The 15,905-nt window shown below is 31.4% G+C and carries 26 protein-coding genes and 1 pseudogene; 14 read left to right on the top strand and 13 right to left on the bottom strand.

What is annotated here, in order from left to right; translation table 11 throughout:
- Positions 1–74 precede the first annotated feature (74 nt).
- Together GOQ17_RS12815 and GOQ17_RS12810 are read right to left on the bottom strand one after the other, a co-directional pair.
- Complete coding sequence (locus GOQ17_RS12815) at positions 75–890, bottom strand: hypothetical protein (RefSeq protein ID WP_159637939.1); 816 nt, start codon at positions 888–890, stop codon at positions 75–77.
- Between the two features lie 17 nt (positions 891–907).
- Positions 908–2,191 (bottom strand): site-specific integrase, encoded by a 1,284-nt coding sequence (locus GOQ17_RS12810; RefSeq protein ID WP_159637937.1) that lies wholly within the window; start codon positions 2,189–2,191, stop codon positions 908–910.
- A gap of 398 nt (positions 2,192–2,589) precedes the next feature.
- Here GOQ17_RS12810 and GOQ17_RS12805 point away from each other — a divergent pair, with 398 nt between their 5' ends.
- The 7 genes from GOQ17_RS12805 (at position 2,590) to GOQ17_RS12775 (ending at position 5,866) form a co-directional block, all read left to right on the top strand.
- Positions 2,590–3,054 (top strand): hypothetical protein, encoded by a 465-nt coding sequence (locus GOQ17_RS12805; protein ID WP_159637935.1) that lies wholly within the window; start codon positions 2,590–2,592, stop codon positions 3,052–3,054.
- Complete coding sequence (locus tag GOQ17_RS12800; RefSeq protein WP_159637933.1) at positions 3,047–3,247, top strand: hypothetical protein; 201 nt, start codon at positions 3,047–3,049, stop codon at positions 3,245–3,247. Before GOQ17_RS12805 ends, GOQ17_RS12800 begins: the two co-directional genes overlap by 8 nt.
- Before the next feature lie 2 nt (positions 3,248–3,249).
- A complete protein-coding gene (locus GOQ17_RS12795) occupies positions 3,250–3,603 on the top strand; it encodes a hypothetical protein (RefSeq protein ID WP_159637931.1) in 354 nt (117 codons plus the stop codon).
- Between the two features lie 201 nt (positions 3,604–3,804).
- Positions 3,805–3,978: a hypothetical protein gene (locus tag GOQ17_RS12790; RefSeq protein WP_159637929.1), complete on the top strand. Its 174-nt coding sequence runs from the start codon at positions 3,805–3,807 to the stop codon at positions 3,976–3,978.
- A gap of 294 nt (positions 3,979–4,272) precedes the next feature.
- Entirely contained in the window at positions 4,273–4,683 is a 411-nt protein-coding gene (locus tag GOQ17_RS12785) for a hypothetical protein (protein ID WP_159637927.1), read from the top strand.
- 233 nt (positions 4,684–4,916) lie between these two features.
- Complete coding sequence (locus tag GOQ17_RS12780; RefSeq protein ID WP_159637925.1) at positions 4,917–5,084, top strand: hypothetical protein; 168 nt, start codon at positions 4,917–4,919, stop codon at positions 5,082–5,084.
- 368 nt (positions 5,085–5,452) lie between these two features.
- On the top strand, positions 5,453–5,866 hold the full coding sequence (locus GOQ17_RS12775; protein WP_159637923.1) for a hypothetical protein: 414 nt from the start codon (positions 5,453–5,455) through the stop codon (positions 5,864–5,866).
- Positions 5,867–5,942: 76 nt separating this feature from the next.
- Here GOQ17_RS12775 and GOQ17_RS12770 read toward each other — a convergent pair whose 3' ends face one another.
- Positions 5,943–6,263, bottom strand: a complete 321-nt coding sequence (locus GOQ17_RS12770) for a hypothetical protein (protein WP_159637921.1) — start codon at positions 6,261–6,263, stop codon at positions 5,943–5,945.
- A gap of 85 nt (positions 6,264–6,348) precedes the next feature.
- Here GOQ17_RS12770 and GOQ17_RS12765 point away from each other — a divergent pair, with 85 nt between their 5' ends.
- Entirely contained in the window at positions 6,349–6,600 is a 252-nt protein-coding gene (locus GOQ17_RS12765; RefSeq protein ID WP_159637920.1) for a hypothetical protein, read from the top strand.
- A gap of 272 nt (positions 6,601–6,872) precedes the next feature.
- Here GOQ17_RS12765 and GOQ17_RS16610 read toward each other — a convergent pair whose 3' ends face one another.
- The 6 genes from GOQ17_RS16610 to GOQ17_RS12740 form a co-directional block, all read right to left on the bottom strand.
- On the bottom strand, positions 6,873–6,926 hold the full coding sequence (locus GOQ17_RS16610) for a hypothetical protein (RefSeq protein ID WP_394350614.1): 54 nt from the start codon (positions 6,924–6,926) through the stop codon (positions 6,873–6,875).
- A 104-nt stretch (positions 6,927–7,030) separates the two neighbouring features.
- A complete protein-coding gene (locus GOQ17_RS12760; protein WP_159637918.1) occupies positions 7,031–7,216 on the bottom strand; it encodes a JAB domain-containing protein in 186 nt (61 codons plus the stop codon).
- Positions 7,203–7,439: a type I restriction-modification system subunit M N-terminal domain-containing protein gene (locus GOQ17_RS12755; RefSeq protein ID WP_159637916.1), complete on the bottom strand. Its 237-nt coding sequence runs from the start codon at positions 7,437–7,439 to the stop codon at positions 7,203–7,205. Before GOQ17_RS12755 ends, GOQ17_RS12760 begins: the two co-directional genes overlap by 14 nt.
- A 165-nt stretch (positions 7,440–7,604) precedes the next feature.
- Entirely contained in the window at positions 7,605–8,555 is a 951-nt protein-coding gene (locus GOQ17_RS12750) for a HipA domain-containing protein (RefSeq protein ID WP_201288615.1), read from the bottom strand.
- Positions 8,542–8,877 carry a HipA N-terminal domain-containing protein gene (locus GOQ17_RS12745; RefSeq protein WP_159637914.1) on the bottom strand — a complete coding sequence of 112 codons (336 nt, stop codon included), beginning with the start codon at positions 8,875–8,877 and terminating at the stop codon, positions 8,542–8,544. The genes GOQ17_RS12750 and GOQ17_RS12745 overlap by 14 nt, the downstream gene beginning before the upstream one ends.
- On the bottom strand, positions 8,858–9,076 hold the full coding sequence (locus GOQ17_RS12740; protein ID WP_159637912.1) for a type II toxin-antitoxin system Y4mF family antitoxin: 219 nt from the start codon (positions 9,074–9,076) through the stop codon (positions 8,858–8,860). The genes GOQ17_RS12745 and GOQ17_RS12740 overlap by 20 nt, the downstream gene beginning before the upstream one ends.
- A 72-nt stretch (positions 9,077–9,148) precedes the next feature.
- On the opposite strand from GOQ17_RS12740, the gene GOQ17_RS12735 reads away from it, so the two are divergent.
- The 3 genes from GOQ17_RS12735 (at position 9,149) to GOQ17_RS12725 (ending at position 10,415) form a co-directional block, all read left to right on the top strand.
- Positions 9,149–9,454, top strand: coding sequence for a hypothetical protein (locus tag GOQ17_RS12735; protein WP_159637910.1), 306 nt, complete (start codon positions 9,149–9,151; stop codon positions 9,452–9,454).
- 267 nt (positions 9,455–9,721) lie between these two features.
- Positions 9,722–10,057: a Rieske (2Fe-2S) protein gene (locus GOQ17_RS12730; RefSeq protein WP_159637908.1), complete on the top strand. Its 336-nt coding sequence runs from the start codon at positions 9,722–9,724 to the stop codon at positions 10,055–10,057.
- An 85-nt stretch (positions 10,058–10,142) separates the two neighbouring features.
- A complete protein-coding gene (locus GOQ17_RS12725) occupies positions 10,143–10,415 on the top strand; it encodes a hypothetical protein (protein ID WP_159637906.1) in 273 nt (90 codons plus the stop codon).
- Between the two features lie 10 nt (positions 10,416–10,425).
- On the opposite strand, the gene GOQ17_RS12720 is transcribed toward GOQ17_RS12725, so the two are convergent.
- The 4 genes from GOQ17_RS12720 to GOQ17_RS12705 all read right to left on the bottom strand — a co-directional run bounded on the left by GOQ17_RS12720 (position 10,426) and on the right by GOQ17_RS12705 (position 12,424).
- Positions 10,426–10,644 (bottom strand): VF530 family protein, encoded by a 219-nt coding sequence (locus GOQ17_RS12720; RefSeq protein ID WP_159637904.1) that lies wholly within the window; start codon positions 10,642–10,644, stop codon positions 10,426–10,428.
- A gap of 167 nt (positions 10,645–10,811) precedes the next feature.
- On the bottom strand, positions 10,812–11,504 hold the full coding sequence (locus GOQ17_RS12715; protein WP_159637902.1) for a hypothetical protein: 693 nt from the start codon (positions 11,502–11,504) through the stop codon (positions 10,812–10,814).
- A 121-nt stretch (positions 11,505–11,625) separates the two neighbouring features.
- Complete coding sequence (ppnP, locus tag GOQ17_RS12710) at positions 11,626–11,904, bottom strand: pyrimidine/purine nucleoside phosphorylase (protein WP_159637900.1); 279 nt, start codon at positions 11,902–11,904, stop codon at positions 11,626–11,628.
- Between the two features lie 148 nt (positions 11,905–12,052).
- Positions 12,053–12,424, bottom strand: coding sequence for a hypothetical protein (locus GOQ17_RS12705; RefSeq protein ID WP_159637898.1), 372 nt, complete (start codon positions 12,422–12,424; stop codon positions 12,053–12,055).
- A 312-nt stretch (positions 12,425–12,736) separates the two neighbouring features.
- Between GOQ17_RS12705 and GOQ17_RS12700 the strand changes: the two genes are divergently transcribed.
- The 3 genes and pseudogenes from GOQ17_RS12700 to GOQ17_RS12690 form a co-directional block, all read left to right on the top strand.
- Complete coding sequence (locus GOQ17_RS12700; RefSeq protein WP_159637896.1) at positions 12,737–13,711, top strand: glycoside hydrolase family 43 protein; 975 nt, start codon at positions 12,737–12,739, stop codon at positions 13,709–13,711.
- Between the two features lie 176 nt (positions 13,712–13,887).
- Positions 13,888–14,964, top strand: a complete 1,077-nt coding sequence (locus tag GOQ17_RS12695; RefSeq protein WP_159637894.1) for a fatty acid desaturase family protein — start codon at positions 13,888–13,890, stop codon at positions 14,962–14,964.
- Between the two features lie 112 nt (positions 14,965–15,076).
- Positions 15,077–15,721, top strand: a pseudogene (locus tag GOQ17_RS12690) (IS256 family transposase); the annotation flags it as partial.
- Positions 15,722–15,905: the final 184 nt, after the last annotated feature.

Here is a 15,905-nt window from a genome sequence, read left to right as displayed (position 1 = left end):
TAAATAAAACTAAAAAGCCCTTTAAAAAACTTTAAAAGGGCTTTTGTACAAAAAAATGTGCTGGTTTGTGTTATTTAAGTTTGATGTAGTCTTTTTAATTCCAATTTATCAAAACTTTTTATTAATACTAAATCATCGTCATCAGTTATGTTTTTTTCAGATGACTTTTTGCTATATAAATTTTCAAGATCAAATTGCTTTATTATATAATCTACCCACCTCTTTTGTAAATCATCATTATTTCTAATTGATAAGGAAATCTTTTTGATTAAAACGCATAAAAGCACTTTTCTGCCTGAAATAAATTTTAATTTCTTATTATCAAAATTGATGGTATTAAATATCTCATTAAACGATAAAAGATCAATATTTTTAATAATTGAATTATTTAAAAATTGATAAATTGCCTGTACAGAACTCAAATCAAAAACTGAATTCTCAAACCTAAGCTTCCAATCAATTTCTTTCCAATTTTTTAAATCCTCTTTTAAAACATCAGTTAACGAACAAATTAAAAAATAATTCTTATCACATATAATTTTCATGGGATTCACGTATGTCTTTATCCCATCTACCATTTCGTAGACTTTAAATTTTAACCCATCTACCTTAAACCCTTTTGAATCAGACAACAAAGCAGATAATAATTCAATTTTCTCAGACTGTTCGCTGTAAAAGTGTTTTAATCTCTCATTAGTAAAAAATTGCTTGGGGTAGTTATTGTATTTAATGGCTTTTATATTTTCACTAATTTGCGAAAATTCATGATATGACATTTCAATCTCATTACCTTCCAACAAAGAGACAAAATCCTTGATAGATTCGTATCTAAAAAGTGAATCAACAATTAATGCACCACCAAATTTCCTATCATACAGTTGTAAATCCATGTGTTTCCCTTTAAAATTTATAATTCATTAAATTTTTCCATTGCTTCCGAACGCATACTATCTACTAGGTCTATATAAGGTTTCATCGAATCGTAGTCAGAATGTCCAGTCCATTTCATAATAATGTGTACAGGAATGCCCAAATACAAACCATTACAAATAAAACTTCTCCTGCCAATATGCGAGCTCAATTTCTTAAATTTAGGTACTACTTCATCATAACGTTTGTTACCTTTATAATAAGAAAATTTAATTGGCTGATTTAACCCAACTAGCTCACCCAACTCTTTTAGATAATCATTGTATTTTTGGTTACTTATCACTGGTAATGCCTTATTATCTGGAAACTTTGAATCTTTATATTTTACGAGGATTTCTCTACTGTATTTATTAAATTCAACGACAATATTATCGTCAGTTTTTTGTGTAATAAATTCTAGTGAATTATCACCAATATCTGCTTTAGTTAGTTTGAAAATATCAGAATATCTTAATGAGCTGAAGCAACTAAAAATCAAAACATCTCTTACCCTATCCAGATATTCCTTTTCTTTAGGCAATGGAAAATTCTTGATTAGATCAATCTCTTCTTTAGTCAAGAAAATAACTTTTTTAGCTACATTTTTAATCTTTGGCGAAAAAGAAACGTAATCGGCATTTGAAATGTATTTATATGTAACACCCCATTTAAGAAACCATTTCAAATATTTAAAATGCTTTTGAAGTGTTGTGTTTTTAAATTCACGTACTTTTAAAAGAAATTCTAAATAATCTTGAATTTTATCATGTGTAAAATCATCTAGCTGAATATTAGGGTCAAATTCATTTATATGAGACCTTACAGTACTTAGCTTTTTAATTGTACCTTCTGTCCAATTCTTAAGCCTTCTACCTTCCTCCATGAAAATATCATACTTCTCAAAGAAATCATTTTTAATTACTGGAGCTTCCTCTTTTTCCTTTGGCTTAATTTGTTCGTTAATTTCATCACGTAGCTTGGAGACAGTAGGAACTTCTCCAATTACTTCATAATGTTTAAAAATATCATTTATAATAGTCTCCTGTTTAGACAAAGCTGTATTAATATCACTAGCCGATTGTTTTTGCGCATTCGTAGTGCTATTCTTTACTCTTTGCTTTTTATCATCCCATTTCTCTATATCCACTCTAAAGCCAGAATACAGATCCATCTTATTACCAAGAAAACTTAGTCGAATTTTTATAGGGACATTTTTTGTAATTTCGATTCCGTTGCTCTTTCTTTTTTCAGGTTTAAAATTGATATTTCTCTTTATAATCATACGTGGTGTATTTCAAATTTACAACACAATTTACACCACTTTTTTGATATATCCTAAAAGACTACAAAAAGCTAAATAAAACCAACAGACTAAAAACCAACAGATTACAAACATTAAATAAACTTAAACAAACACTAAAAAACCTTATAAAAAGAGCCTCCGACTCCACAGAAGGGTGAATTAAAGAGGTGAATCACAACGATTTACCTCCTTTTTATTTTACTTGGTCACGATTTTGGTCACGATTTATTTTAATTTCCTACCAATTATCATCAATTGATACATCTTTTACAATCTGAAATTGAGCTTCAATAGCATTACTAATAAACCCCAATAAAAGCAAGTTTTTAGAAACTAACTTAGAAATAATTTGCGGAAATGACGATTTACGTCCTGCAATGCAATGCGTATATTTTAAGGATGGATTTGTATACGCAACTAACGCATATATAGCAATAAAACAACATTTATCCCTTCATGGATTTAATGATGAAGAAATAAAAGCTTTAGACGACAAACTACTTCATAAAGACCATTTAAAATTTATGAAGAAATGTGATTATTTCGAAATACTTCCAGAGGGTATAAAGTCTAGAAAGGGTTTTTTATCCACCACACATCAATTTTTTGATGATAAATATCCAAACGTAGAAGCTGTAATACCTACAATAAAAGATTACCAAACAAATAAGTTTTCTGTAAGAGCAAACCATCTCGATTTATTACAGAAAGTTATGTTTCATAATCACGAACCTTTTATAAAAATTCAATTTACGGCACCAAATAGACCATTATTGGTCACTTCTGAAATTGAAGTTGATAAGCAAGTGGCAATTATTTCACCGGTATCAAATCATGAATAAACACCTAGAGAAATTTAAAGAGCTATTTGGATATGGCTCCTTTAGGCCTTATAAGAATGGAATAGAAGTACGAGTATCAGACTTAGACGCTTCATTTCATCAGGCACAGCAATTAATCATTAAACAAAAGCTTAAACTGAAAGTGTCCGATAAGGATGTTCAGCTACGAAGCTTTGTCGCATCACCTAAATAGCCATGAAACAAATATTCTACCGAGTAGGCACTACAGACCAAAGTGGTATGTGGTACGACCAAAATGGAAACTTTCACGGAGCAATAAACAGTCCTGCTTTTAAGATGCTAAAATGTAATCAAGTTCAGATGCCTTTTTGTAAAGAAACAGTTGGTTACTTATCAGCTACGAAAAATTTAGAAGAATTAGAACAATGGTTTCCTAAAGAAGATATGGCAGTACTTGAGCCATTAGGATTTAAAATATTAGCCTATGAAGTTACAGATTACAAATTTCATAAAGCAAATAACCATTGGCTTATAAATCAAGAATCAAGTGTATTAATTAAACAATCATCAATGCTCAGAAGGGCTTAAATAGAAAGAAGGAAATGGCTAACTACTGTGAAGATTGCGGTTGCAAAGTGTATTCAGGAAGATGCACCAACTGCCACGAAGAACTATACATTCTTGATCAATACTATGAGCAAGATATGGAACTACCTGATGAAGATTCAGATTTCATGAAAAAGGTAAGAGATCAACAAAATCAAATCAGCCACTCAAATTAAATAGCCAATGGAAAACACCCTATTAACCGAGATAATGGTATTGAGAGAGAAGAATACCGAGTTGATTGAAGCATTACATAAAGCTAAATATGAGTTAGAGCAATTCCGAGATGCGTTCGGTCAAGGCTCTTTGCTAATAAATGAAATCGAATCCTTAATCAATTCAAATATTACGGAATGAGAAATTACCTACCACCTTCTATAACTGTACAGATAGTAGAGTTAGAGGGGATATTTGATTACAATTTTCTAATAAAATCATAAAAGATAAGACCAAGGATAAAAATACCAAATGCTACAAGGGAATAGAAGTATGTATTGATTTTGAAGCTGTCTACATATATACCAGGTTTAATAATCCTCTTTAAAATAAGAGCAATTAAAATAGTAGATAAACCCATTACTATACCTATAAGTTGATTTTCGTCCATCAATCTAAATTAAATAAAAAATATATAACTGAAAGGAGAATAAAATGGAAAACACATTAGAAAATAAAGCGAAGTTCTTTGCGCTGTATTTTGGCATTCATTGCCTTAGACATGAAGAATTACCAAACATACCTGCGTTACCTATAACTAACATAGATCTATGTCGTCCAGGGCTTGAAGCGGAATACCTCGAACTCAAACCTCTACCCTCAATAAGTGATGAGGATGCAATAGAAGTAGCTAAGGTTATGAAAGTTGATATTTACGATCAATTAAAAGAGCAAATAATCACGTATATACATGGGTGTATTGCTCACTTCAATTGCAAAGGTGATATGAGTTTTAGAATATCTGACTTCCTACGTTCAAAAGGCTACGCTCTACCGTGGATGGGCTTATCAGTTGAAGAATTAGTAAACATAGGTTGGGTTAAACTGAAAGGAGAAACTAAGTAATTAGAGAGATTCAAGGCTTCTCCATAGTAAAACACAAGTACATCAAAATAAGTGCTGTTATTGTGAGTATGATTACAATAATAGCCAATACCTTTTCAGTTGAAATTTTTGCTCTCATAACTTTTCATTTTTAATTGGTTCAAAAATAAACTACAAGAGTTAGAAAAGTATTAACAATTAGTTATTAAAAAGGTTTGATGTCAACCAATATTGACGCAATCGATTGAAAAAAAATGACACCCACCGAGCAAGCAAACCAAATAATAGCATTCCTCAGTGAGTTTGATTTAACAACTGAGGAAAAGCTAGAAGTAATCGCCAACGTAAGGAAACAGATAGAAGCGATGAAGCAAGAAGAAGAATTAAACAAACCTTGTAAACAGATAAAGTTAGAGTTATGAAATACAAAGAACATTTTCAAAACTTAAAACTTATCCATCAGGGTGAAGAAAATCTTTCACCCCCATTCACTTACATGAAAATTCCATTTTGGATAAGTTGAAAGAAACATTAAATTATGATAACTGTAAATAGTCTTTCTGGAGGGAAGTAGCCTTATGTTCCAAAAGATGAACTATGTATTTATTATTGCCATTTATGCTGCACTCTTTATTGCCAAAAATGCTGCACCATTCTTGCCATTTTTGCTGCACTCATAATTACCAAAAGTTGTGTATTCTGAATTACCGATTACAGGGTATTAAATGAGCAAGTTAGATCTAGATTATATGTAAATTGTTGGCATATTAATGAATATGAATCTGCTGCAATGTGGCAGCTATATTCTACCATAGATTCGGGGATTGCAATTAGAACTACAATTGCTGACTTAATGGAGTGTGTTGAAGATGATAACGTACAAATAGGGGAAGTTAGGTATATAGATTATGATAGTGAATATATGGATGAAGGAAATCTTTTTTATCCTTTTTTATATAAAAGAAAATCCTTTGTCCACGAAAAAGAAATACGACTACTATGCAGGGACAACAGCATTATTTTAGGGCAACTACCCGAATTTGAAAATGGATGCTTTAAAACAGTTGATATTGAAAAATTAATTACCTCTGTTTACTTGAGCCCTTTAATGCCTGAATGGGAAGAAAATACTATAAGGAATGTTCTTAATAGTCTTGGTGTGAATTTTGAAATTATAAAATCAAATTTATATAACATGATATGATATTAATACATACAAGAATAACGATTTTAGCCTAACCTAACCGTTAGGCTTTTGTATTGAAAAATGAAAAGTATAGTTAACTGACATCGGTCTTTTTGAAAAATATTTCGAATTTGATATTAAAATTTTTCATTACCACTTCGGCGTCTTTTTTTAAACTAGATAGATCATTGCTTGATGAAATGATTTTTTCGTCCCTCATATTTTCAAGCTTTTCTAAGGTTAAATCAATTTCTCCTTTCCATCCTTGTAGATCTACCAAACCTTCAGGCCAATATTCTAGTATCGTATCGCGGTAGTTTTTAAAGCTGATGTACAAATCTCCTCCTGTTTTTGCTTTCTTGACGTTAGAACTTAATCCCTCAAGTTTTGCTATTATATCGTTTTTTGTTTCCATAACTAAGATAACCTTATAATTCTAATACCAGTATCTCCTTCATCCTTACTTGAAAACAATATTCAAGTTGTTTAGTTTTGTCTATATGAAAGAATGGATTGATAAAATATTAATAGTCCTCAACGAGTGTAAAGATCCAATCAATAACTTACAAGCTCGTAATCTTCGTGATGATGCATTGGATGCTCTTAGTCGGGTAAAGCATTTATCAAGAAAAGAATTTGAATCTTATGCTAAGAATGATAAAGAGCTTCATGATTTAGCGTGGTATTATACGAGGTTTGTACACAATAAATACTTGACTGCAGGAGCAGGAAGAAGCATAACTGAAAAGTAATTTCATGAAGCAATAAAACATGTTCAATTACGTTATCAATATATAGAGTAATTTTTTTTCATAATTGAATAAAGGATAACCTACTCAACTCTTTGGGTAGGTTTTTCTCCTAAATAAATTTCCTCCCCTCTTGATTCTTCAAACTTTTCATTTATATATATTTGAGCAGACTTAAATGATCTCTTGAAATTATATCTTGAACGTTCATCCAACAAACTAAAAATTTATAAAGAGAAATGATGTGTTTTTTTGTTAGAGTTCTTGGGGAGAGCTTAAAACTCTCCTTCATCTCTAAATGAATAATAATTATCAGCAGTAAGTACAATATGATCTAATAGCTGAATATCTTAGACTTTTCCTGCTTCAATGATTTTTTTAGTTAACGTTCAATCTGCGCTACTAGGATTAAGTGATCCAGAAGGATGATTATTTACCTAACATAATGCGCTACAGCAATTCTGGTTGCATTACATAATAAAGCCGATGACATAATCAATCTCATATCTACCATTACGCCATCTAATCCTCCATCAGCTATTTTTCGATATCCTACTACATCTAATTTAGTATTGAAATATAAAGCATAAAAACTTTCTCTAATCTCAAACTCTTCCATATCCCAATACTTCCTCTGGAATATCAGCATCATTAAATTTCGCATAATTCACAGAAGCATCGCCAGCCTCAATATAGTCAGTAAAATTCTCACTAATAAAACGATAGAATAATGTTCCTAAAACAAAATGTTTGAAATCCCATCCATCTACCGAGCCACGAACTTCATTGGCTATCTTCCATATTTTATTTTGCAGTTCTGCTCTTTGTGCTTGACTTGTCATTTGAATATTTGTATACTTTTTGAATCTATATTTGAAACAAAAAATAATAGTTTACGTGTTAATAATTGTGACTAATATACTTAGAAAAACCTTAATAAACTTACGGAAAACCATAATCTAATATGCATAAGGTAATTTAAGCGTTCCCTATTTTGAGTTTAAAAGCTAAATAAATAGCCTAACCCTTTCCTCCACTAAAATTTTATATGCTAATTTGTTATTTTCATTTAAGAAAGAGTTTTCAATAAGCTGCAATGCTCTAGGTTTCCATACTTGAATACGCTTAAAAATCGTCTGTATTTGCTTTTCATTCAAGCCTAAAACTTCTGCCAAACGATTAAAATAGCCTATATTAAAATTTTGCTTCTTTCCACCCAACATTAATGCAGTATCGTCTTTATCTGATGGCAAAATAATCTTCACATTCAATAGATCATAAGCAGCTGATAACACCCAACCAAAATGGTGATCCTTAAACATGGAGAAGTTTTTAAGATGCATATCATTATTGCCAATTATATAATTGAAAATCGCAAGTTCTAAAAATCGGCGTTTATCCAATAATGTATTATTAGAAAGCTCTCCTATTTTCTTACCAACTAGCTCCATACTTCCTTTGTACTTATGCTCCAGCTCCAAAATTTGCAAAAAATCTATCATATGATTTTTCGAACCATCTGCATTACGATCTATTCTCTTGGTGATATAACACAATTCACCTGTCAATAATCGAATCATTGCCGACGGTACAGTCTTAATCTTGAATAGTTCAGCCAATTTCATTGAGAGATGCTCGTTTTCTGGCATTTGACTATACAAAGCATTTTGAGGCTTTAAAATATAGTGACCATCCAATGCATCTAAGATGGTAAGACGACCTTGATGCCCATCATTCAAGACATCTCTTATCCAGCCTAAGGATAATTTTGGTTGAACACCAGGAACGGTAATAGAATTTTGGACGGACTCCTTTGCTAAATTTTCCATTTCATCTAGTCGATAAGGCAGTATTGGTGCAATATCAACTCCGTAGAATACTTTCGTACATTTCTTATGATAATCGACTTCTCCTTCAGCCAATTCCTTATAGCAATATAAACATCTATTCTTCATCATCCGTAATTAAAGGGTGTACAGAAACAGCACCAATACTATTTTGACAACATGCTAACAATAAGCCCATGCGATCTTTTTGGTTTAATTTCCAACTCTCTGTGGCAATATTCAATAACCAGCCTTCAGGAATCAAACCATCAAAAAACGGAAACATAGATACACTATGATAAGGATAATTCCTTACAGGCATCTGAAAAGTTAGAAACTGATCAGGAAAATGTTCACAATATGCTTCGTCGTACTGAAATATGTATGTACCTTCTGCGGTTTCTGTCAATTCACCTGCTAATGAATCATTGTATTTAACTATCGCCTTTCTCATAATCTCTAACATTTACAGGTCCCAAAACATGTCCAAAAAGCATTAATACTTGATTAACCTTAATCAAACTCAGATTATCTTTACCTTGCTCAATCTTTCGAATAACAGTTAAAGCCACGCCAGCATTTTCAGCCAAGTCTTCTTGTGTAAGACCAAGTTGCTTTCTTTTCATCTTTACAAAATCTCCAATAATATTCATTTTATATGCCTTTACATATAAAAGTACAAAAAATATTTAAATTATATGCATAAACATATAAAAACATAAAAAATGACAATTTTATACGCAAAAGCATATAGATTAGGTAGACTTCCCTGTTTTTTTCCGCATTATTCAAAAACCAAGCGTGTAGGATTACCTGAAAATAATTTTGATCATGCAGATTATTATCGAGAATTACCGCTTCGTTATGTAGCTTTTCTACCCTATGAAGTAATGAAAAGATTATTGCCAATACAGAATGTGAAAGATATTAGAAACATCATCATTCAAGATTTCCTAAATAAGGACAAATCTGAGCATAACATAAGCCTTATTAAGCTTTTGTTGAATGAAACTCCATCAGAATTAAAATAATGCTTTATATTTCTGATAGACTCGCAAAGCGTTTTCCTACGATTACCAATAAGCTCAACTAGGATATACAAATAATAGCAATCCCGAACACCCAAGATATCTGGATTCCAAATCACGAATCTCAAAATCTATTTATTACTATTATAAACCATTGCCACATATAAATTGAATAAGACATCAAACCTATGAAAATTAAAAACTTAGTCTATAAACAGACTATTACAAGTAACTTTGTTTAATTAATGACAGTTTGCTATTTTTAATATTATGAAATGGCATAAAATTCCATCAAATGCTATTAATTCCAAACAGCCAATACAATTGTTGAAGGGAGATGGACAAAAATATTGCTTAATTTACCATCAGGAAAAATGGTACGCGACTTCAGCCAAATGTCCGCACGCGGGAGCTAATCTTGCTGGAGGAAAGTGTGAAGATGGTAAACTCATTTGTCCTTTTCATCGTCATAGTTTTGATTTGATAAGTGGAAAAGGAGCTGAAGGGCAAAACAATTACATTACAACTTATCGGATTGAAAAACGTAATAATGATCAATATGTCCAACTTCCCCAAAATTTATTCAAAAAATATTTGGGCTTTTAAAAATTATTATTTTTTTGCATTCCTTATGAGACTGTAAATTCTGCTTAATAGAATATTCACTTAATATCGGACTATATTTACAAACATGGAAGAACAACATAGAAATCCCTATCAACTTTTCACACAGACAATTTTAGATAATTGGAAAAAACAAAATGTAGCCTACATCAAGGTGGAAGAACTTTCGACGATTGATAATATTACTTTTTTTGAAATTATACCTGACTCCGTTTTAGTTGACTCGGCAAACGAAATGCTTTATCCTATCGAATCTGATAACGTTGATGATATGCTAATTCCTAGCAAAAATGCTCGCTTTTTAGTGCATAAAATTTATCTAGCCGATGAAGACGAATAATTCTAATATATTATTTTGAAAAAGTTTTGATATACAATTGTTCCACTTTTTCTCTTGCCCAAGGAGTTTTTCGCAAGAAAACTAAAGAGGATTTAACACTTGGGTTCTCATTAAAACAACGAATTACGATTCTACGTCCCATTTCTTCCCATCCATAATGAGCAACCAAGTCTTCAATTATGACATCTAATCTTTTACCGTGTAATGGATTATTTTTTTGTGTTTCCATAATAATCAAAGATACTAATCTTCTCTATTTAAAAAGTATGATCTTCTCTCACAATTCAAATTTCAATCGACTGAAGATCCCATCCATTAATTTGTAATCTCTTCAATAAAATAATAGTAGCAGCATTGCGCTGCTACTATACTATCAACAACTCATATAACTACGTGCTAATACAGTCCTGCTTGAACTTTCACGCGTGGTTCATCCCATAATTCCAAATCTGGTAAATCGAGAAGAGTCTTTAGATGAACAAACCAATGGCCATAAATCTCGTCATGAAGTTGGAGCATAGTTGGCTTATAACCTAATTTTTTCATCCAGCGATTTATTCGAATAGAATCAATTATCCTAATATATTCAGGATGTGGAGAAAATTGTAAAAACTTATTAATACTACCACGCAAGGAAGATGTCTCAAAATACATAGGTCGACGTATAAGCAAATTCCTATGATTAAATTTATAGAATTCCAAAAGTCTAACCAAAATAGGATCTGTCATTGAACCTATTATCAACGCTTCATTGGAAATATATTTTAAGGTTTGATGTATAATATCCCTATTGAGAAATTGAATATGATATGCTTCACCGCTTAAGTTTATTATACGTACATCAATTGGTATAAACATAAAATTCTCTGATATATCATCTCCATTCATATCCAGAAATTTATTTAATGAAGAATGATAAAAATATCCTACCCGAAGATGTGGATAAGCAAACTTTAATTGGACAAGGATTTCAAATCCTTCTAATCCAACTGCAATAACATTAAGTTCTGCTAATAATTTTTGGTAAGAGCATGATTTCAACCATTCCTCGAATAGCTGCGCTTGTGTAAATTTGATCAGGTTTTCCATATTAAATAATTTATTGCATAGGGTCTGCCCGATGTTTACACGCCATTTTTTTTATAATAGAAAAGGAACCATTAAGTTCGCTTGATGGTTCCTTTTAGACAATAATTTCAGTATATGTAAGTTATTTGTATTTACATAAATAAGATGTCGCTATATCTGCACGCACTTTAAAATAAGCGTTTGCAGCTACCTCAAATTGTTGTCCTGCTTCAAAAGTTTGCCAATCTGAATTTCCGGGCAGCAAGACTTTCAGTTCTCCTTCAATCACCAACATAGTTTCGGGTGTAGATGTTCCAAACTCATACTCCCCTACATCAATAACACCAACAGTAGACTTTCCACCATTTTCATAAGCCAATGATTTTACGGCTCCCTCAAAATATTCATTTAAATTGATCATAACACTAAAATAATCATATGAATTCAATATACAATAATACTCGGATGATATTTAATTACAATTAATTCATTAATAATCATTAAGAAATGCAGTTAATATAAATTATAAGATAGCAATGAGGTTTAGGATATTTGATTGGGTGTAGAAATTACATGCCAATATAGAGCTTTTTCATATTAATTATATCAGACGAATTCTTTATATAATTTAACTTCTGTCTTTTAAAAATCATATACGAAGCTTTTTTTTCGCTGGCTATTATAAAGCTATAGAATTGTTTGAAATACTCTCGTCTCAATTTTTTATCTTGAGTTTTGTTCTCTTCTATATATGATATCATTTCATTATTAATGCATAATCTTACATCTTTATTGGGATATGCTACTAATTCAATTAATGCCACATCCATATTCTTAATGAAAATGGAATAAGAGACTATATTATCTCCTTTATCAACGATAAAACCTTGAAATGAAAATTTGCCGATATCAGCACTTTCTACGAAAATTATTTTTTTCATTACGGAGATAATTATAATTGGTATGTAGTGCGGAGGATATTAGCCTCATTAATTGATTTAAAGATAGAAAAATAAATATAAAAAGATCAACATCTAATAAAATTATTATTGAAATTCAGTTAATATCCATCTATTATACACTCATACATTTAATTAAATAAAACAAAAAATGTGGTAACATTATTAATACAAGAAAGCTCATTTGTTTATCAAAAAGAAATTTATTTGTACTATTGAAAATATTTTTACGCAATAAGAAAAAAATAAACCAAACGAACTCAATAATTTTCAAAATATTAAAACAAATACGACATGAAAAATTATGCAATTGCTTTATTCTTCTTTGTAATATATAATATAAGTATTGGTAATGCTCAAGAGAAATTTACATTCAAAGATACTGATGGAAAACACATCAATGCTCATGGTGGTGGCATCTTAAAACATAAAGGAAAATACTATTGGTACGGTGAAATAAAAGAAGGCGAATCATTCAATTCGCCATCAGGATCTAGAAGAGTTGATGCAGGAGGTGTTTCCTGTTATTCTTCGAAAGACTTAAAAACTTGGAAAAATGAAGGTGTAGTATTACCTTCAAATAAGACAGATCCCAATCATGATTTACATATTTCTAAAGTAATCGAAAGACCAAAAGTTATTTATAACAAAAAGACTAAGAAATTTGTGATGTGGATGCACATTGACACAGACAACTATGCGCTAGCGAGTTCAGGTGTAGCTGTGAGTGATTCGCCTTCTGGACCATTTACCTATATAGAAAGTGTTCGTCCTCACGGATATGAAGCAAGAGATATGACTATTTTCGTAGATGATGATGGCAAAGCATATCATTTTTACTCTTCTGAAGGCAATAGAACTATGCACGTCGGATTATTAAGTGATGATTACTTGAAGCATACAGGGAAATACAAAAGAATATTCATTGACATTGCAAGAGAGGCTCCTGCAGTATTCAAATACAAAAAGAAATATTATATGGTAACATCAGGTCTGACTGGATGGTATCCGAACGAAGCTAATTTTGCTGTATCAGATGAGATTATGGGCGATTGGGAAAACAAAGGAAACCCATGCAAAGGAAAAGATGCACATATTACTTATTGGGGACAAGGAACATTTGTTAGTCCTGTCAATGCTAAAAAGAATAAATTTATTTTCATGGCTGACAAATGGAATGAAAAAGACTTAAAATCCTCAACCTACATATGGAAAAATTTATATGTAAATAAAAATAATGAAGTAGTAATAGGCGAAGATGAAGAATAAATTTAAAGTTTAATTATCAGTGTCATATGCAGAGATAGATTTAGTTTTCTCTGCATTTTTTATATTTTTTTGTGTCAAAATTTGTTAAAATTCAAAATATATAATTTGAAATGAGTACATTTAATAAATTAATATTGGAAGAGACTAGCCATCACAGAAATTAGTCAATAATAAGAATGACACAAACAATAAAATTCAACCAAAAAAATTCGTTATTTTCGAAAAGCCTAAAGCAAAAGACAAACAATTACTTCAGCAACACATTTACTAAAAAAACAGGAAATAGAAGAATCTTCATAAAAGCTTCTGTTTTACTAATTTCATTTTTTACTATATATAGTATTCTAGTATTTGTACAGCCTCATTGGGTAATAAGCTTGGTGCTATGCCTAATATTCGGCGTTAATCTTGCTGCAATAGGTTTTAATATTATGCATGACGCAGGGCATAATTCATTTTCCGACAACAAAACATTAAATACAATCCTTTCCTATAGCTTGAATCTTTTAGGAGGTAATATTTATTTTTGGAAATTGAAACATAATATTGCACACCATACTTATACAAACATAGATGGTGAAGACCATGATATTGAAGTGAAGTTCATGCGTATTCATCATGACCAACAATTAAAGAAACATCACAAATATCAGCACATCTATTTTTTGGCATTATATAGTATATCCTATTTAGCATGGATATTTTATCAAGACTATGAGAAATATTTTAGACAAAAGATGTCTGCAAGCTCAACTGATAAATTTCATTTTCCTTTAAAAGAAAAGATAATTTTTTGGTCATCCAAAATCATTCACTTTCTACTATTCATCGTCATTCCTATTTATATGTTGGGGTGGATTCCAGCATTAGTAGGCTTACTAATATCAGCTATCGTATGTGGTTTGTGTTTAGCAATTGTTTTCCAATTGGCTCACGTGGTGACTGGAACAGAGTTCAAAACAATTGATAATTCGAGGGTAGAAGAAGAATGGATGATTCATCAATTGCAATCAACAGCAAATTTTGCAACTAAAAATAAAATATTGACATGGCTATTGGGAGGACTTAATTTCCAAGTAGAACACCACTTATTTCCCAAAATTAGTCACGTACACTACCCTGCTCTTAATAAAATTGTAAGACAAACCTGTGAAGAGTATAATATTACATACATAGAATATCAATCTTTTTGGCAAGCTTTCCTTTCGCACATCAAAGTGATTAAGTTGATGGCTAAACCAAATTATAACTAAGGTTATAAAATACAAAAGAGGCAAAATATTAAAAATCTTGCCTCTTTCGGAGACTGTAAAATAAACTGTGTCAATGATAATAAATAGAAGTATTATTTTTGACATAGTTATTATGAGTATCCACGAGAACGATTTTGATTTTGAGTCCATGAAGGACAAAGCCTTAGAGCAATTACGCAGTGGCGAATCGCTTTATGGCAAGAATGGCGCTTTTGCTCCTTTAATGAAAAAAATTTTAGAAGCAGCGCTAGAAGCTGAGATGGAGAGCTATATGGATGAAACCCAACGCTCCATAGGTAATCGGCGTAATGGCAAAAGCACCAAAGCTATTCGTACTTCCGATGGTACGATTGACATCGATACTCCGCGAGATCGTCGATCTAACTTTGAGCCCCAGTTGGTTAAGAAACGTGAGACGATTTTAGCCGAGAGCCTGGAGAAGAAGATTTTAGGCATGTATGGTCTAGGCATGAGTCTGCGAGATATTTCGAATCACATCAAGGTAATGTATGACACAGACATCAGCCACAGCACACTTTCTTCCATTACTGACAAAATCATTCCTGAGGTCAAGGAGTGGCAGTCAAGAAGTCTAAACTCTGTTTATACGATTGTATGGATGGACGCCATGCACTGCAAGGTTAAAGAAGACCATCGATTTGTTTCCCGGGCTGTATACAATATCCTAGGTGTTGACCGAAACGGACATAAGCATCTGTTGGGTATGTATGTTTCGGAGAATGAAGGTGCAAACTTTGGACCATGTACAAAACCTGTGGAGTAGAAGAAAAATAATCGGATATTTGCATTATTATATTATTCAGATGCACGATTCATTTAAAGCTTTAATGCCTCTCATTATTCCAGAAGGGGTTTCCGATTATTTTGAAATGACCCATTATTCAAAAGGCGAATGTCGCTTGGATATATTTTTGGAAGAG

Origin of the sequence: Sphingobacterium composti (assembly GCF_009829075.1) — a bacterium.
Lineage (GTDB): Bacteria > Bacteroidota > Bacteroidia > Sphingobacteriales > Sphingobacteriaceae > Sphingobacterium > Sphingobacterium composti.
Note: the sequence above shows the minus strand (reverse complement) of the source record. Positions and strands in the feature narration are given on the sequence as shown.

Coding starts and splice junctions, on each gene's coding strand:
- ppnP (WP_159637900.1), bottom strand. CDS start 11,904: ATGATCAATTTAAATGAATATTTTGAGGGAGCCGTAAAATCATTGGCT.
- GOQ17_RS12780 (WP_159637925.1), top strand. CDS start 4,917: ATGACACCCACCGAGCAAGCAAACCAAATAATAGCATTCCTCAGTGAG.
- GOQ17_RS12800 (WP_159637933.1), top strand. CDS start 3,047: ATGAATAAACACCTAGAGAAATTTAAAGAGCTATTTGGATATGGCTCC.
- GOQ17_RS12765 (WP_159637920.1), top strand. CDS start 6,349: ATGAAAGAATGGATTGATAAAATATTAATAGTCCTCAACGAGTGTAAA.
- GOQ17_RS12785 (WP_159637927.1), top strand. CDS start 4,273: ATGGAAAACACATTAGAAAATAAAGCGAAGTTCTTTGCGCTGTATTTT.
- GOQ17_RS12815 (WP_159637939.1), bottom strand. CDS start 890: ATGGATTTACAACTGTATGATAGGAAATTTGGTGGTGCATTAATTGTT.
- GOQ17_RS12715 (WP_159637902.1), bottom strand. CDS start 11,504: ATGGAAAACCTGATCAAATTTACACAAGCGCAGCTATTCGAGGAATGG.
- GOQ17_RS12735 (WP_159637910.1), top strand. CDS start 9,149: ATGACAATTTTATACGCAAAAGCATATAGATTAGGTAGACTTCCCTGT.
- GOQ17_RS12760 (WP_159637918.1), bottom strand. CDS start 7,216: ATGGAAGAGTTTGAGATTAGAGAAAGTTTTTATGCTTTATATTTCAAT.
- GOQ17_RS12740 (WP_159637912.1), bottom strand. CDS start 9,076: ATGAATATTATTGGAGATTTTGTAAAGATGAAAAGAAAGCAACTTGGT.
- GOQ17_RS12725 (WP_159637906.1), top strand. CDS start 10,143: ATGGAAGAACAACATAGAAATCCCTATCAACTTTTCACACAGACAATT.
- GOQ17_RS12775 (WP_159637923.1), top strand. CDS start 5,453: ATGTGGCAGCTATATTCTACCATAGATTCGGGGATTGCAATTAGAACT.
- GOQ17_RS12705 (WP_159637898.1), bottom strand. CDS start 12,424: ATGAAAAAAATAATTTTCGTAGAAAGTGCTGATATCGGCAAATTTTCA.
- GOQ17_RS12790 (WP_159637929.1), top strand. CDS start 3,805: ATGGAAAACACCCTATTAACCGAGATAATGGTATTGAGAGAGAAGAAT.
- GOQ17_RS12755 (WP_159637916.1), bottom strand. CDS start 7,439: ATGACAAGTCAAGCACAAAGAGCAGAACTGCAAAATAAAATATGGAAG.
- GOQ17_RS12770 (WP_159637921.1), bottom strand. CDS start 6,263: ATGGAAACAAAAAACGATATAATAGCAAAACTTGAGGGATTAAGTTCT.
- GOQ17_RS12795 (WP_159637931.1), top strand. CDS start 3,250: ATGAAACAAATATTCTACCGAGTAGGCACTACAGACCAAAGTGGTATG.
- GOQ17_RS12700 (WP_159637896.1), top strand. CDS start 12,737: ATGAAAAATTATGCAATTGCTTTATTCTTCTTTGTAATATATAATATA.
- GOQ17_RS12730 (WP_159637908.1), top strand. CDS start 9,722: ATGAAATGGCATAAAATTCCATCAAATGCTATTAATTCCAAACAGCCA.
- GOQ17_RS12810 (WP_159637937.1), bottom strand. CDS start 2,191: ATGATTATAAAGAGAAATATCAATTTTAAACCTGAAAAAAGAAAGAGC.
- GOQ17_RS12750 (WP_201288615.1), bottom strand. CDS start 8,555: ATGATGAAGAATAGATGTTTATATTGCTATAAGGAATTGGCTGAAGGA.
- GOQ17_RS12805 (WP_159637935.1), top strand. CDS start 2,590: ATGCAATGCGTATATTTTAAGGATGGATTTGTATACGCAACTAACGCA.
- GOQ17_RS12720 (WP_159637904.1), bottom strand. CDS start 10,644: ATGGAAACACAAAAAAATAATCCATTACACGGTAAAAGATTAGATGTC.
- GOQ17_RS12695 (WP_159637894.1), top strand. CDS start 13,888: ATGACACAAACAATAAAATTCAACCAAAAAAATTCGTTATTTTCGAAA.
- GOQ17_RS12745 (WP_159637914.1), bottom strand. CDS start 8,877: ATGAGAAAGGCGATAGTTAAATACAATGATTCATTAGCAGGTGAATTG.